The organism is Burkholderia pyrrocinia (assembly GCF_003330765.1).
Lineage (GTDB): Bacteria > Pseudomonadota > Gammaproteobacteria > Burkholderiales > Burkholderiaceae > Burkholderia > Burkholderia pyrrocinia_B.
Genome location: NZ_CP024902.1, coordinates 889,755 through 904,868, shown reverse-complemented (window position 1 = coordinate 904,868; position 15,114 = coordinate 889,755). Strand labels below are relative to the sequence as shown.

The following is a 15,114-nucleotide window of genomic DNA, read 5'->3' as shown; positions in this document are numbered from 1 at the left end:
TCATTCCACATATCCGCAAGCGCACAAAATCGATGGCAAAAGCATGCCCCGCAAAGCCCGCCCAGCATGGCGACTTCGCTTTGAACAGACGAACAATCCCCCTCGGCGAGACGCCGATTAATCGCTAAACGGCGACCAATCGCAGCCCGAGCCGATTTAATAAAATCGAAAGGATCGATTAACTAAACGGAAAGGAATATTCTCGTATCTGGAATTTATTAAATTAAGTGAAAATACCGGCGCATAATAGGTTCCTGATTTACCGTCGTAAAGTAATAATTTGTTACAGCGCTCGCCATTCGGATAAAAGGCGGCACGGGACCGATTCCACTCGCGAATCGGGATAGGGGCGGTCAGGTAATCTGACCGATCCCCTCCCACACCACCCGGCATGCGGGTCCGCACCGGGCGGTTCGAGCAGTTGAGGTCATGAGAGCCGGGGTACGCCAAGACGGTCGAAGTAGGCGATCGGCATGGCGCGGTTCAGCAGCCAGCGGCTGTTTCGCCACCAACGCCGACTGTTCGCGGCCACCCGGTGGGCATCCTCTTTCGAGGCGCCCAGCGCCAACAACTCCCGGTACATCGTCGTACCTCGACGCCAATGCTTGAGCTGCATCGCACGCAGCCGGTGCCTGATCCACTTGTCGAGTTCGCGGAACACCTTGGGCGTCTGCGCCAGATGGAAGTACGCCTTCCAACCCGGCACATACGCCCGCAACCGCTCCACGCTCTCCAGCAGGCTGCGCCCACCCGAGCGGCGGGTCAGTTCCCGGATGCGTTGCTTGAACGTCTCCAATGCCTTTCGGGCCACCGCACATTTGATCCGCCCGCCCGCTCCGCGCCACAGTTTGTAGCCCAGGAACTTGCGACCGGTCGCCTGTGCGACCGCCGTCTTCGCCTCGTTGACCCTCAGGTGAAGCCGATCGTAGAGCTTGCGCAGGCCGCCCAGCACCCGTTCGCCCGACCGGCTGCTGCGTACATACACGTTGCAGTCGTCGGCGTAACGCACGAAGCGGTGTCCGCGCCTCTCCAGTTCACGATCCACCTCGTCCAGCAGCACATTGGCCAGCAGCGGCGACAGCGGCCCGCCTTGCGGCGTGCCTTCGTGTCGCTCACTGACCACGCCGCCATCCATGATCCCGGCCTCAAGATAGTGACGAATCAGCCGCAGCACGGCCTTGTCGTCGATCCGCCTCGATAGCCGCTCCATCAGGATGTCGTGATTGACCCGATCGAAGAACTTCTCCAGATCCACATCGACCACCACCCGATAGCCGTCCTGCACATGCCGCTGTGCCATCAGCACCGCGTCACGCGCTCGACGTCCCGGACGGAAGCCGTAGCTGTGTTCACTGAATGTCGGATCAATGATGGGCTGCAGAACTTGCAGCAGGGCTTGCTGGATCAGCCGATCCGTTATCGTCGGAATCCCCAACTCACGCGTCCCGCCACCGGGTTTCGGAATCTGGACTCGCCTCACCGGCGCGGGCCGGTAGCTGCCGTCCAGTAACGCTTCCCGAATCCCCGGCCAGTGCGTCTTGAGGTGTTCCGCCGTCTCGGCAATCGACTTCCCATCCACCCCGGCACTGCCACGATTGGCTTTGACGCGCTTCCACGCCATCACCAGATTCGCTCTCGCGAGCGCCTGCGATAGCAGACTGTCTCGCCCCAAGCCTCCAGTTTCGTGTCGCGCCGTCCGCGCTTCATCACGCCTCGCTTCAGGCTCGGCTTCACCTCGCCATCCCGCGTTGCGCGCTACCTGCGTAGCCTTCTGATGCCCTGCACGTCCGAGCGACACGGCCTTCGGCCCTCCTACTCGTTCAGCCCTTTGCCCTCAACCAGCGGCTACTACGGCCTCTGCTGACTTCTCGCTCCGGCTCAGCACCGTCGCCCTTTCAGGCACAAGGCGAGATCTCCCCAGGTAAGAACGCACTCCTTCATCGCACAACCGCTGCATTTACGCCGCTTCGCCTTGATCACGAGAGCTTCGCGGTCTCTTGCCCGCTCGCCCTGCTCGGCAGCGCCTTCTATGCAGTTCTTGTCCATCGGCTCGCGATTTACGCTCCACGCTTCCTCCCCACACTCGGTCGCCCTCATGCAGTTGCGCTTCGCTTCATTTGCCGTGATCAGCTTATGGCGGGACTTGCACCCGCAGGAGTGCGCCCATGCTGGGCGCACAAAAAGAAAAAGCCGGACGGTTGTCCGGCTTCTTGATGGCGGTGCGGCGGGCGCCGTCAGAGCGGCACGTCGATCACCCCAGCGCCGGCCGTGATCGCGTTCGCGCCCGGCGCGGCCGAGATCGGCGGCAGGTTCGCGCTCGTCAGCGCGGGCGCGGCGCCCGGCGTGCCGCCGCGCGGCACCGTGCGGATCACCTGCGACGGCGGCAGCGGTGCGCCGTTCTTCAGGTGCCGCCACATCAGGTTCAGCGCCTGCAGGTTGTAGTAGTGGACCGGCACGAAGCGCGTGTCGAAGCCCGCGACGGGCAGGAACGCGTCGAAGTGCTGGCCGTTCGTCACCTCGTAGAACACGAGCTGGCTGCGCCCGCCTTCGCTGATGCCGTTCTGCGCGACGTACGCGCGCGATGCGTGGTTCACGGGCACGAGCGCGTCGCTGCGGCCCTGCACGATGATCGCCGGCTTGCCCTGCAGGTTCGCGTTCACGCGCACCGCGTCGACGTTCGCGGGCATCCCGAGCATCCCGTTCGTCCATAGCTGGCGCAGGCACAGCGCGCCCGCGAAGCTCGCATCGGGTGTCGCGAGCCGGTGGTCGACGCCCGCGCCCGTGTTGAACACGAGGTCGATGCCGGACGTCGGCGGCACGCCGTTGCCGAGGCCGAACACGGCCGGCATCGGCGACGTGGCGGGCGGCGCGACCGCGCCCGTCGCCGCGTTCGTCGTCGCGAAGCTGAAATTGCACAGGTTGTCGGTGACGCGCGAGCGCGTGTACGCATTCGCGTAGGTGACCGCGATCGCCGGAATCACCTGCGAATCCCACATCGGTGCGTGCAGCAGGTCGGAATCGGCAAGGTAGCCGGCCGCGTGGAGCTGCGCGAGCGCGTCGGCGGCCTGGCTCTGCGTATCGGCGCCCGACACGAGCCCGGCCGCGGCGAGCGTCGCGCAGCGCTGCGTGCGGATCGACTGCGTGGTCGTGGCCGGCAGCGCGCTCAGGTACGGCGCGCCGGCGAGCGACGCCGACGCGGCCGCGCACGGCTGCAACAGGTTCGCGAGCGTCGCGTAATCGGCCAGCGGCCGGCCGAACGACGGCACGGGCTGGCCGCCCGTGCGCACGATCGCGTTCGGCGCCATCCGCACGTTGATCTGCGGTTCGCCGACCACGACCGCGGTGATCCAGCCGCGGCTGTCCTGCTCGGCCGCCGCGAGCGACGCGCCGCCGCCGTTGCTGACGGACGCGGCGATCGTCGTGATGTCGCCCGCGCGATAGCGCACGCCGTGATGCGAGCCGTCGATCAGCGGTCCGAACTGCTCGTTGAGCGCCCAGTACGCGAACTCGACCGATTGCAGCGTCACGCGCCCCCAATCCTGCTCGGGATTCTGCTGCGAATGCGCGTGCTTGAACGCATAGCGGTTCGGGAAGCGGTTGTTGAACGCGGCGAGATCGCCGCTCGTCACGTTCGCGGTAAACAGGCTCGCGGTGCCGGCCAGCACCGCGTTGGCGAGCGTGCCGTCGATCAGCGTGACCGTGTCGGAGCCGAGTTCGTGCGCGCCGTTGCCGCCGCCCTTGTCGTTGTAGGCCACCGCGCAGCCGCGCTTGAGCGCCCACTCGCCGGCCGCGGAAATCGCGCCGTACACGCCGCGCGAGCCCGACGACGTCGCGGTGACGATGCACGGCTGCGCGGGATCGAAGCGGGCGGGTACCTGCACGAGCAGCGTCACGTTCTTGCTGCCGCTGCCGTCATCGGAATACGCGAGATATTCGGTGCCGGGGATCTTGCCTTCGCCGAGCGTGTCGTTGCCGTCGAGGTCGACGTTCGGCCCCCAGAAGCGGCCGTAGCCGCCGTTCGCGCTCATGTCGACGAGCGCGCGGTAGTTCGACCAGATCGCGAGGCGGCGCAGCTCGGCGCTCGTCGGCCGGGATGGGTTCGCAAAGCCGGGCGCGGTCGCCGTGCCGAGGCCCGTCTTGCCGAGGCCGGCCGTCAGCAGGTCGTCGCTCGCGCCGTCGTAGGCCGTCGTGCGCACGCTGCCGGACACGAAGCCGGGCAACCGGTTGCGCTCGCCCGAATCGTCGCCGTTGCAGGCGCCGAGCATCGCGACAGCGGCCAGCGCCGCGCCAAAAACCATCCGCCTGCCCCACCCGAGCCTCGCCATCGCCGCCCTCTCGATATCGTTATCGGTCCGCCGCCGCGTCATGCGGCTCGCGGCCTCTGAAGCGCAAACGGGCCCCGGCATGCCGGGGCCCGCCTGAAAGCAGGCGCACGCGGCGCTCACGCGCCGCCGCCCGGCGTCACTGCTGCTGGACCGTCAGCTTGTTCGTGACCGACGTCACGCCCTTCACGTCCTTGGCCGCGGCTTCGGCCTTGTCGATCTGTGCCTGATCGGGCATCGTGCCCTCCAGCGTGATCGCGCCGCCCTTCGAACGCACGACGAGGTTCGACACGTTCACGCCGCTTTCCTTCGAAATCGCCTTGCGCACTGTATAGCCGAGCTTGCGGTTCGCCTTCTTCGCGGTTTTCGCGGCAGCCTTCGGCGCGCTCGTCGCGGCCGCCGGCGCTTCGGTTGCCGCCGCGTCGCTCGACTGCGCATACACGCTGCCCGACAGACAAGCCGCCACGGCGGCGACACCCAACGCTCTCAACACGATCGACTTCATGCTATCTCCTTGTAACTCCGGAACGGCCGTGCACAGTACGGCCGGATACCCCCAAAGACAGCCGGCCCGCGCGCGAACGGGCGGGACAGCCGGTGATTTCCACGGCGAAACGAGAGAGGCGTGACGGGCCGGCAGCCGGCGCGCGCAAGTGCGGGCCGGCCGGGCCGGACAGCCGCCGGCCGGACGCGCCCGGTCTCATTGCGTGCCGGGTCGCGCGCGAATCGGGCGCGGCTGCGTCGCACAATGTAATCCAGCGCCCGCGGAAGCGCAAAGCTTTTGACGCGGCGGCGCCCGCCGCTGTCGCCCCGCAGCCGCGCCATGCCGCCCGACTCGCGCACGCGCGGCGAAACCGGGTACCATCGCCGCGAGAATCCGCATCGTCCGTGACGACCGTCATCGATGCGTCATGCCAGCGTCATCCGCCGATCCCATGAAGCCAGCCCGCCCTCGCCCGCCTCGCCGCATCCTCGCCCGCTTCGTCGCGGTGTCGTGGCGCGACCTCGCGCTGTCGATCGGCCCGACCGTGCTGCTCGCCGGCGCGGCCGTCTGGCTCGCGGTCAAGCTGATCCAGCCGGCGCCGCCGTCCACGCTCGTGATCTCGTCCGGGCCGCCCGGCAGCACGTACTGGAACGCTGCGCAGAAATACAAGACCATCCTCGCGAAGAACGGCGTCACGCTCGACGTCGAATCGTCCGAAGGGTCGGCGCAAAACCTCGCGCGGCTGTCGAACCCGAACGCGCCGGTCGACGTCGGCTTCGTGCAGAGCGGCATCGGCCCGCAGGCGCGCGACGAGCACCTCGTGTCGCTCGGCAGCATCGGCTACGTGCCGCTCGCGATCATGTACCGCGGCCCGGTCGTCGCGCGCCTGTCCGACTTCAAGGGCAAGCGGCTCGCGCTCGGCGCGGAAGGCAGCGGCGCGCGCGAGCTGAGCCTCGCGCTGCTGAAGATGAACGGCATCGTGCCGGGCGGCTCGACCGAGCTGTTGCCGACCGCCGGCGAGGACGCCGCGACCGCGCTGCTCGAAGGCAAGATCGACGCGGCGTTCCTGTCCGGCGACTCGACGCAGATCCCGGTGATGGCGAAGCTGTTCCGCGCGCCGGGCGTGCACGTGTACTCGTTCACGCAGGCCGAGGCGTACGCGCGGCGCTTCCCGTACCTGACCGCGATCACGCTGCCGATGGGCGTCTACGATCTCGGCCGGAACCTGCCGCCCGCCGACCTCCACACGGTCGCGCCGACGATCGAGCTGGTCGCGCGCGACTCGCTGCACCCCGCGCTGTCCGACCTGCTGATCGAGGCCGCGCGCGAGGTGCACGGCCATGCGACGATCCTGCAGCACGCCGGCGAATTCCCGTCGTCCGTCACGCGCGGTTTCCCGCTGTCCGACGACGCCGCGCGCTACTACAAGTCGGGCAAGACCTTCCTGTACCGGCGGCTGCCGTTCTGGGTCGCCAGCCTCGTCGACCGGCTGCTCGTCGTGGTCGTGCCGCTGATCGTGGTGCTGATCCCCGGGCTGCGGCTCGTGCCGTCGCTGTACGGCTGGCGCGTGCGCTCGCGCATCTACCGCTGGTACGGTGCGCTGATCGCGCTCGAGCGCAGCGCGCTCGGCGAGCACACGGCCGAGGAACGCGTCCAGTTGCTCGACCAACTCGACGACATCGAGGAAGCCGTGAACCGGATGAAGATGCCGCTGGCCTACGCCGGGCAGTTCTACGTGCTGCGCGAGCACATCGGCTTCGTGCGCGAACGGCTCACCGCGCACGACCAGGACACCGCGGCAGGCACGCCAGGCGCCGGCGATCCCCCCCGGGCGACTCCCGGTTCCGCGTGAGCGGACGATCCGCGATCATTGCTGCATCCGCGCGCCGCCGCGTAACATGAAGGCCGCCGCCAGGCGCGCACGCCCCACCCTCTGGAGATCGCCATGACAACCGGCCTCGACACTGCCCAGCCCGCCTGGTTCTTCGACTTCGTGTCGCCGTTCTCCTATCTGCTGCTCGAACAGCATGACAAGTGGCCGGACGTGCCGTTCGAACCCGTCGCCGTGTCGCTCATCGACCTGCAGCGCCACTGGGGGCAACGCTCGGGTGCCGACGTGCCGGCCAAGCGCGTGTTCACGTACCGTCACGCGCTGTTTCGCGCGGAACAGCTCGGCATCCGCTTCAAGATGCCGCCCGCGCACCCGTTCGATTCCGACAAGGTGCTGCGCCTCGCAATCGCGCTGCGCGCCGATATCGCGACCGTGCTGGAAATGTTCCGCTTCATCTGGCACGACGGCAACGACCCGTCGACGCCGGAGGGTTTTGCGGCGCTGTGCGAGCGCGTCGGCGTCGGCCACGGCGACGAGCTGATCGAATTCGAGGAGACGAATGCGCAGCTGGCCCGCAACAACGCCGACGCGATCGCGCTCGGCGCGTTCGGCGTGCCGACGTTCTGGATGAACCAGCAGCTTTTCTGGGGCGAGGACGCGCTGCCGATGGTGCTGTATTGCGCACGCACGCCGAACTGGCTCGAATCGCGCGAGGTCAAGCGGATCAGCGCGCTGCCGAAGGGTCGTGCGTGATGGCCGGTATCACGCACGGCAACGCGCGGCTGCGGTAAGGTTACGCATCCCCCGAATCACCCGCCCCGATGGAAGACGACGACCGTACCGCCTCGCTCGACATCTGGCTCGTGCGCGTATTGCGCACGCTGCTGCTCGAGCGCAGCGTCACGCAGGCCGCGCTGCGGCTGAACCAGACCCAGCCCGCAATCAGCACCGCGCTGCGCAAGCTGCGCGAGACGCTGAACGACCCGATCCTCGTGCGCGGCAAATCCGGGATGGTGCCGACCGAATACGGCGCCTCGCTGCTCGAAGCCGCGGCGCGCGCGCTGCGCGAGGTCGACTTCATCGCGACGCCGCACGGCGACTTCGACCCGTCGTCCGCGCGGCGCACGTTCCGCGTCGCCGCGCCCGACTACCTGAACGATTTCTTCATGCCGACGCTGATCGAGCGCTTTCGCGACGCGGCGCCGCATGCGCACCTGGAAATCGATTCGCTGAATCCCGCGCTCGACCACGCGGGCGCGCTCGAATCGGGCGCGCTCGATCTCGTGATCGGCAACTGGCCGAAGCCCGACCCGCAGTTCGCGCGCCAGGACCTGTTCTCCGACACGATCGTGTGCCTGATGCGCGACGCGCACCCGCTCGCGCGCGTGCCGCTCACGCGCGAAGCGTATGCGGCGGCCGCGCACGTCGCGCCCACGCCGTACACCGGCGACAAGCGCAACGCGATCGAGATCGGCCTGGCGCGTGCGCGCCTCACGCGGCGCATCGTGACGACGCTGCCGTACTTCGGGATCGTGCCGCAGGTGCTGCTGCAGTCGGACCTGATCTTCACGACGACGCGCCGCTTCGCGACGCACTATGCGCAGTTGCTGCCGCTCGTCGTCGTCACGCCGCCCGTACCGTTCCCTCGCATCAAGAGCTACCTGCTCACGCATCCGCAGCCCGACCGCCCGACCGACATCGCGTGGCTGTGCGCGCTGATGCAGAGCGTGTCCGACGAGCTGACGGTCGCCCGCAGCCGCAAGCGCTGATGCGCAGCGCGGCCGCTCAGGCCGTGCAGAACGTTTCCTGCAGATGGGACCAGCGCACGACGCCTGCCGCGTCGCGTTCGAACACGGCGGTCGCGCGGCGCGCGGGCAACTCGCCCGACGCCGCGTGCTGCGCTTCGAGATAGGTCATCACCGCATGCGATGCGTCGGCCGCGAGCATGCGGGTTTCCGACAGCGTGATGCGCAGCCCCGGCTTCGCGCCGGCGAGCTTCGCGAACAACGCGCGCGTGCCGTCGCGGTCGACCGCGCGGCCGTCGGTCAGGATCATCGTGAAACCGGTGGAGAACGGCGCGAGCAGCGCGTCGAGTGCCGCGGGCGCGGTATCGACGCCGGACAGCCAGCGCTCGATGGCGACGAGGCTCGCATCGAGCGTGTCGAGATAGACCTGATGATCGGACATGGTGCGTGCACGGTAAGGCGCGGCCCGATGCCGCGCGTTGCCGTGCAGTGTATGCAAAAACCCGTGGCCGTGCGGCGTTACCGCGCGCAGGATACGTCGTCGCGCGCGCGCCCCGACGCGGCCGCCTTCGCGTCGGCCACCGGCATGCCCGAGCGCGCCTGCAGCAGCTCCGCGCACACGGCCACCGCGATCGCGCCCGGCGCCTTGTCGACGATGCCCGCGACGCCGATCGGGCACACCATCTCCACGAGCCGGGCCGGATCGACGCCGCGCGCGGCGAGCCGGCGCTCGAACTTCACGCGCTTGGTGCGCGATCCGATCATCCCGAAGTACGCGTAGTCGCGCCGCCGCATGATCTGCGCGGCGAGCGAGAAGTCGAGCGCGTGGTTGTGCGTCATCACGAGGAAGTACGCGCCGGGCGGCGCGGCGTCGACGACGGCCTCCGGCGTGTCGGTCGGCTCCGGCTGCACATTCGGCGGACATTCGTCCGGGAACAGCTCGTCGCGCGTGTCGACCCACTGCACGACGCACGGCAGCGCGCCGAGCAGCGTGACGAGCGCGTGACCGACGTGCCCGGCGCCGAACAGCACGATGTGCATCGGCGCCGGCGCGCCCGTCGCGCGGTTGCGCTGGCCGGTGCCCTGCGCGAACGCCTGGTTCGACGCGGCGCGAAGCGAACGTGCGGGCCCGTTCATGTCAGCCTCCGCCGGGCCGTCCCAAGGAGGCTGACCGCCCCCGCGGGGGGCAGCGAACAAAGAGAGCGTGGGGGTCGTTTCATGTCAGCCTGCCCGAGCCGAACGCGCCGCGCGCACCGCATGCACCGCGCGCAGGATCGACTCGCCGGTGGCCGGCGCGTCGAGCGGCGGGTTCACCTGGTAATCGCCGACTGCCGCGATCGCATCGCGCACCGCGAAGAACACCGAGAACGGCAGCAGCAGCGGCGGTTCGCCGACGGCCTTCGAACGGTGGATGCTGTCCTCGACGTTGCGGTTCTCGAACAGCCGCACGTTGAATTCGGGCGGCGTGTCGTTGACGGTCGGGATCTTGTACGTGGACGGCGCATGCGTCATCAGCTTGCCGCCCTTGTTCCACCACAGCTCCTCGGTCGTGAGCCAGCCCATCCCCTGGATGAACGCGCCTTCGACCTGGCCGATGTCGAGCGCCGGGTTCAGCGAGTCGCCCACATCGTGCAGCGCATCGACGCGCAGCGTGCGCATCTCGCCCGTCAGCGTGTCGATCACGACTTCCGACACGGCCGCGCCGTACGAGTAGTAGTAGAACGGCCGTCCCTGCAGCTTCGACTGGTCCCAGTACAGCTTCGGCGTCGCGTAAAAACCATCTGACCAGAGCTGCACGCGTGCGAGGTACGCCTTCGCGATCACTTCGCCGAACGGCACGCCGTTGCCGCCGACCCACACGAAGTCGTTGCCGAACTTCACGTCGGCCGCATCGACCTTGCCGTCGCCGAACTGCTTCGCCGCGAACACCGCGAGCCGCTCGCGCAACTGGCGCGCCGCATCCTGCGCGGCCTTGCCGTTCAGGTCCGAGCCCGTCGACGCGGCCGTCGCGGACGTATTCGCGACCTTGCTCGTGTCGGTCGCGGTCACGCGGATCCGGCCGAAGCGGATGCCGAGCTCGTGCGCGACGACCTGCGCGACCTTCGTGTTGAGCCCCTGCCCCATCTCCGTGCCGCCGTGGTTCACCAGCACCGAGCCGTCGGTGTAGATGTGCACCAGCGCGCCGGCCTGGTTGAAGTGCGTGACGTTGAACGCGATCCCGAACTTCACCGGCGTGATCGCGATGCCCTTCTTCAGCACCGTGTTGCGCGCGTTGAATTCGCGCACGCCAGCGCGACGCGCGCGGTAGTCGCTCGTCGTCTCGAGTTCGCCGAGCAGCTCCTGCAGCACGTTGTCCTCGACCGTCTGCCCGTACGGCGTCACGTTGCGTTCGGTCTTGCCGTACAGGTTCGCATAGCGGACGTCGAGCGGATCGCGATCGAGCGCGCGCGCGACGTCGTCGAGGATGTATTCGATCGCGAACGCGCCCTGCGGGCCGCCGAAGCCGCGGAACGCGGTGTTCGACTGCGTGTTGGTCTTGCCGCAATAGCCGGCGATGTCGACGTCGCCCAGCCAGTACGCGTTGTCGAAGTGGCACACCGCGCGCGTCATCACCGGGCCCGACAGGTCGGCCGAGAAGCCGCAGCGCGACGTCATGTCGAGCGCCACGCCGTCGAGGCGGCCGTCGTCGTCGTAGCCGACGTCGAAGCGGTAATGGAAGTCGTGCCGCTTGCCGGTGATCATCATGTCGTCGTCGCGATCCGGACGCAGCTTAACCGGGCACAGCAGCTTCCACGCGGCGAGCGCCGCGCAGCACGCGAACAGGCCCGACTGCGATTCCTTGCCGCCAAACCCGCCGCCCATCCGGCGGCATTCGACGAGCACGTTGTGCGACGCGACGCCGAGCACGTGCGCGACGAGGTGCTGCATCTCGCTCGGGTGCTGCGTCGAGCAGTACACATGCATCCCGTCGTCGTCCTTCGGCACCGCGTACGCGATCTGCCCTTCGAGATAGAACTGCTCCTGGCCGCCGAGCAGCATTTCACCCGCCTCGCGGTGCGGCGCGGCGGCGAGCCGCGCGGCCGCATCGCCGCGCGCGAGCTTCAGCGGCGGGATCACGTAGGTTTCGGCCTTGCGCGCCTCCTGCGCGGTCAGGATCGCCGGCAGCTCTTCGTAGTCGACCTGCGCGCGGCGCGCGGCGAGCCGCGCGGTTTCATGCGACGTCGCGACGACGATGAACATCGGCTGGCCGACGAACTGCACGATGCCTTTGGCGAGCACCGGGTCGTCGTGGATGATCGGGCCGCAATCGTTGACGCCCGGGATATCGTCGGCCGTGAACACGGCGACCACGCCGGGTGTCGCGCGCACCGCATCGAAGTTCATCGACACGATCCTCGCATGCGGCTTCGCCGACAATCCGAGCGCCGCGTGCAGCGTGCCCGCGACGACCGGGATGTCGTCGGTATAGGTGGCGCGCCCGCTCACGTGCAGGTGCGCGGATTCGTGCGCGCGCGATACGTGCACCTGCGCGGCGTCGGTTTGCGGGTCGAGGGTGCTCAGGAACGGTTCTGCTTGCTGGTTCATCTTGGGTGTTCTCCGTCTTCAGACGCGCGCCGCGTCAGCGCCGGCTTCGGCGGCCACTTCACGCACATTCAGGGCTTGCGGCGGCAGCGGGTCGTGCGGGCGCGTCTCCAGCCAGAATCGATACATCAGGTTCTTCGCGGTATCGAGGCGGTACGTGCTCGTCGCGCGCATGTCGGACAACGGCTGGTAGTCGCGCTCGAGCGCCTGCATCGCGGCCTGCGCGGTGGCTTCGTGCCACAACGCGCCGTCGAGCACGGCTTCCGTTTGCGCCGCGCGCTTGGGCGTCGCGGCCATCCCGCCGAACGCGATACGCGGCTCGCGGATCGTGTCGCCGTCCGCGATGAACGCGAACGCCGCGCACACCGCCGAGATGTCGGAATCGAACCGCTTCGACAGCTTGTACGTGCGGAACTGCAGCTTCTCGCGCGCGCCGGTGCGGGTCGGCACCTTCAGGCCGACGACGAATTCGTGCGGCGCCATGTCCTTCTGCTGGTAGCCCGTGTAGAGCGCCTCGAGCGGCAGCTCGCGCACCGTGTCGCCGCCGCGCAGCACCACGTGCGCGCCGAGCGCGATCAGGCCCGGCATCGAGTCGCCGATCGGCGAGCCGTTCGCGACGTTGCCGCCGATCGTGCCCGCGTTGCGGATCGGCACAGACGCGAAGCGCTTCCACATCTCGATCAGTTCCGGATACGTGCCGGCCAGCGCCGCATACGCTTTCTCGACCGTCACGCCCGCGCCGATCTCGATCCAGTCGCCGCGCTCCGCGAGGCGCTGCAGTTCGGCGATCTGGCCGACGTAGATCAGGTCATCGAGCCGGCGCATCTGCTTCGTGACCCACAGACCGATGTCGGTGCTGCCCGCGAGGATGCGCGCGTCGGGACGCTCGACCCTCAGCGCGGCCAGCGCGTCGAGCGTGCGCGGCGCCGCGAAGCGCGCGCCGTTGATCGTGTAGTCGAAGGTGTCGTCGCGCTTGAGCGACGCGAGCGTGCGGGCGAGCGCGGCCGTGTCGACCGGCGCCGACGGCGCCGGCGCATCGAACATCTGCACGGCCGCATCGACGATCGGGCGATAGCCGGTGCAGCGGCACAGGTTGCCCGTCAGCGCATCGGCGATCTCGGTGCGCGTCGGCACGTCCTTCGCCTTCGCGCACGCGCTGCCGCAGCCTTCGTGGCCGTGCTTCTCGTATAGCGCCCACATCGACATCACGAAGCCGGGCGTGCAGAACCCGCATTGCGAACCGTGGCAATCGACCATCGCCTGCTGCACCGGGTGCAGCGTGCCGTCCGGCTGGCGCAGGTCCTCGACCGTCAGCAGCGCCTTGCCGTCGAGCGTCGGCAGGAACTGGATGCATGCGTTGACGGCCTTGAACTCGACCGCGCCGGCGTCGGTCAGTTCGCCGACGACGACCGTGCACGCACCGCAGTCGCCTTCCGCGCAGCCTTCCTTGGTGCCGGTGCAATGCGCGTCCTCGCGCAGGTACTGCAGCACGGTGCGAGTGACGTCCGCGCCGCTGACTTCGCGGATAGCGTGACGATGATAGAAGCGAATCGGCTCACTCATGTCTCTATGGTTCTTCAAATGGGGGGCAAGGCGGCCTGCGCGGAGCGCTCGACCGACGTTTTTCTGACAGTTTGCACGCTATCACCATCAAATTCCGCAACCCATAGCCCATCACGCATGGGGCCCATATAACTGCCGCGATATGAGCGCCGGGGCCGCCCGGCGCCCTTTCCGCACGGTGCTCCGCGGGCCGTCCGGCGATGCCCGCCGCGATCCGTCATCCGCAAAAACGGGTCGCGATTAACTAAATGGTACCTGCGTGAAAACCGGTTCCATGGGAAAATCCCGATTCCGTTTTTCGCCGCTTTCCGTTCCGTAACGCTCCGTTCCGCTCATTCGTTCCGACCCCATGTCAACCGATTCCGCCACACCACCGCGCAGCGGGTTCGCGGTCACGCTGCAAATCGTGTCCGTCGTCTGCTTCACGTTCATCTGCTACCTGACCATCGGCCTGCCGCTCGCGGTGCTGCCGGGCTTCGTCCATGACGACCTCGGCTTTTCCGCGATCGTCGCGGGCGGCGCGATCAGCGTCCAGTATTTCGCGACGCTCGCGTCGCGGCCGCTCGCCGGGCGCTTCGCCGATACGCTCGGCCCGAAGCAGACGGTGCTGCGCGGGCTGATCGGCTGCGGCGTGTCGGGCGTGCTGCTGCTGGTCGCGCTGCTGCTCGCGCACTGGCCGGTCGCGAGCCTCGTGCTGCTGGTCGCGAGCCGGCTCGTGCTCGGCGTCGGCGAGAGCCTGTGCGGCACCGGCGCGATCCTGTGGGGCATCGGCAAGGTCGGCGTCGCGCACAACGCGAAGGTGATCTCGTGGAACGGCATCGCGACCTACGGCGCGCTCGCGCTCGGCGCGCCGGTCGGCGTCGCGATCGCGCATACGCTGAATCCGGCGCTGATCGGCGTGATCGTGATCGCGCTGGCCGCAATCGGCTTCTACCTCGCGCGCCTGATCGACTCCGTGCCGCTCGTGCACGGCGAACGGATGTCGTATGCGAGCGTGTTCACGCGCGTGCTGCCGCACGGCCTCGGCCTCGCGCTCGGCTCGGCCGGCTTCGGCTCGATCGCGACCTTCGTCACGCTGTACTACGCGGCGCGCCACTGGCCGAACGCCGCGCTGTCGCTGACCGTGTTCGGCACGCTGTTCATCGGCGCGCGCCTGTTGTTCGCGAACACGATCAAGACTTACGGCGGCTTCCGCGTCGCGATCGTGTCGTTCGCGTTCGAATGCTCGGGCCTCGTGCTGCTGTGGCTCGCGCCCGTGCCGCACGTCGCGCTCGTCGGCGCCGCGCTGACGGGCTTCGGCTTCGCGCTGATCTTCCCGGCGCTCGGCGTCGAGGCCGTCGCGCTCGTGCCGCCCGCGAGCCGCGGCGCGGCGCTGTCCGCATACTCGGTGTTCCTCGACCTGTCGCTCGGCATCACGGGCCCGCTCGCTGGCTATGTCGCCGGCGCGTTCGGCTATCCGCAGGTGTTCCTGTTCGCGGCGGCGGCCGCCGCGGCGGGCGTCGCGCTGTCGATGGTGCTGTACCAGCGGCAGGCACGTGTTGCGGGGAGTAGCGCGGCGGCGTGAACGCGCAGGCCGTTGCATGGCGG

General features: G+C 68.5%; 11 protein-coding genes. 4 read left to right on the top strand and 7 right to left on the bottom strand.

Annotated features, from left to right (window positions below; genetic code table 11):
- Positions 1-427 precede the first annotated feature (427 nt).
- From ltrA to CUJ89_RS04250, 3 genes are all read right to left on the bottom strand, one after another.
- The gene (ltrA, locus tag CUJ89_RS04265) at positions 428-1,798 is read right to left on the bottom strand and encodes a group II intron reverse transcriptase/maturase (RefSeq protein WP_114176270.1); all 1,371 of its coding nucleotides are present in this window, start codon (positions 1,796-1,798) and stop codon (positions 428-430) included.
- Between the two features lie 436 nt (positions 1,799-2,234).
- Positions 2,235-4,325 (bottom strand): D-(-)-3-hydroxybutyrate oligomer hydrolase, encoded by a 2,091-nt coding sequence (locus CUJ89_RS04255; protein ID WP_114178484.1) that lies wholly within the window; start codon positions 4,323-4,325, stop codon positions 2,235-2,237.
- A gap of 136 nt (positions 4,326-4,461) precedes the next feature.
- The gene (locus CUJ89_RS04250) at positions 4,462-4,827 is read right to left on the bottom strand and encodes a BON domain-containing protein (protein ID WP_114176269.1); all 366 of its coding nucleotides are present in this window, start codon (positions 4,825-4,827) and stop codon (positions 4,462-4,464) included.
- A 430-nt stretch (positions 4,828-5,257) separates the two neighbouring features.
- Here CUJ89_RS04250 and CUJ89_RS04245 point away from each other — a divergent pair, with 430 nt between their 5' ends.
- From CUJ89_RS04245 to CUJ89_RS04235, 3 genes are all read left to right on the top strand, one after another.
- Positions 5,258-6,658 carry a TAXI family TRAP transporter solute-binding subunit gene (locus CUJ89_RS04245; protein ID WP_114176268.1) on the top strand — a complete coding sequence of 467 codons (1,401 nt, stop codon included), beginning with the start codon at positions 5,258-5,260 and terminating at the stop codon, positions 6,656-6,658.
- Positions 6,659-6,751: 93 nt separating this feature from the next.
- Complete coding sequence (locus tag CUJ89_RS04240; RefSeq protein WP_114176267.1) at positions 6,752-7,390, top strand: DsbA family protein; 639 nt, start codon at positions 6,752-6,754, stop codon at positions 7,388-7,390.
- Between the two features lie 68 nt (positions 7,391-7,458).
- The gene (locus tag CUJ89_RS04235) at positions 7,459-8,406 is read left to right on the top strand and encodes a LysR family transcriptional regulator (protein WP_114176266.1); all 948 of its coding nucleotides are present in this window, start codon (positions 7,459-7,461) and stop codon (positions 8,404-8,406) included.
- A 16-nt stretch (positions 8,407-8,422) separates the two neighbouring features.
- Here CUJ89_RS04235 and CUJ89_RS04230 read toward each other — a convergent pair whose 3' ends face one another.
- From CUJ89_RS04230 to xdhA, 4 genes are all read right to left on the bottom strand, one after another.
- Positions 8,423-8,824, bottom strand: coding sequence for a polyketide cyclase (locus CUJ89_RS04230; protein ID WP_114176265.1), 402 nt, complete (start codon positions 8,822-8,824; stop codon positions 8,423-8,425).
- Between the two features lie 77 nt (positions 8,825-8,901).
- A complete protein-coding gene (xdhC, locus tag CUJ89_RS04225; RefSeq protein ID WP_114176264.1) occupies positions 8,902-9,519 on the bottom strand; it encodes a xanthine dehydrogenase accessory protein XdhC in 618 nt (205 codons plus the stop codon).
- An 84-nt stretch (positions 9,520-9,603) separates the two neighbouring features.
- Complete coding sequence (gene xdhB / locus CUJ89_RS04220) at positions 9,604-11,967, bottom strand: xanthine dehydrogenase molybdopterin binding subunit (protein WP_114176263.1); 2,364 nt, start codon at positions 11,965-11,967, stop codon at positions 9,604-9,606.
- 18 nt (positions 11,968-11,985) lie between these two features.
- Positions 11,986-13,527 (bottom strand): xanthine dehydrogenase small subunit, encoded by a 1,542-nt coding sequence (gene xdhA, locus CUJ89_RS04215; RefSeq protein ID WP_114176262.1) that lies wholly within the window; start codon positions 13,525-13,527, stop codon positions 11,986-11,988.
- Positions 13,528-13,876: 349 nt separating this feature from the next.
- Here xdhA and CUJ89_RS04210 point away from each other — a divergent pair, with 349 nt between their 5' ends.
- Positions 13,877-15,091, top strand: a complete 1,215-nt coding sequence (locus CUJ89_RS04210; protein ID WP_114176261.1) for an MFS transporter — start codon at positions 13,877-13,879, stop codon at positions 15,089-15,091.
- Positions 15,092-15,114 lie beyond the last annotated feature (23 nt).

Coding starts and splice junctions, on each gene's coding strand:
- CUJ89_RS04255 (WP_114178484.1), bottom strand. CDS start 4,325: ATGGCGAGGCTCGGGTGGGGCAGGCGGATGGTTTTTGGCGCGGCGCTG.
- CUJ89_RS04250 (WP_114176269.1), bottom strand. CDS start 4,827: ATGAAGTCGATCGTGTTGAGAGCGTTGGGTGTCGCCGCCGTGGCGGCT.
- CUJ89_RS04245 (WP_114176268.1), top strand. CDS start 5,258: ATGAAGCCAGCCCGCCCTCGCCCGCCTCGCCGCATCCTCGCCCGCTTC.
- CUJ89_RS04240 (WP_114176267.1), top strand. CDS start 6,752: ATGACAACCGGCCTCGACACTGCCCAGCCCGCCTGGTTCTTCGACTTC.
- CUJ89_RS04235 (WP_114176266.1), top strand. CDS start 7,459: ATGGAAGACGACGACCGTACCGCCTCGCTCGACATCTGGCTCGTGCGC.
- CUJ89_RS04230 (WP_114176265.1), bottom strand. CDS start 8,824: ATGTCCGATCATCAGGTCTATCTCGACACGCTCGATGCGAGCCTCGTC.
- xdhC (WP_114176264.1), bottom strand. CDS start 9,519: ATGAACGGGCCCGCACGTTCGCTTCGCGCCGCGTCGAACCAGGCGTTC.
- xdhB (WP_114176263.1), bottom strand. CDS start 11,967: ATGAACCAGCAAGCAGAACCGTTCCTGAGCACCCTCGACCCGCAAACC.
- xdhA (WP_114176262.1), bottom strand. CDS start 13,527: ATGAGTGAGCCGATTCGCTTCTATCATCGTCACGCTATCCGCGAAGTC.
- CUJ89_RS04210 (WP_114176261.1), top strand. CDS start 13,877: ATGTCAACCGATTCCGCCACACCACCGCGCAGCGGGTTCGCGGTCACG.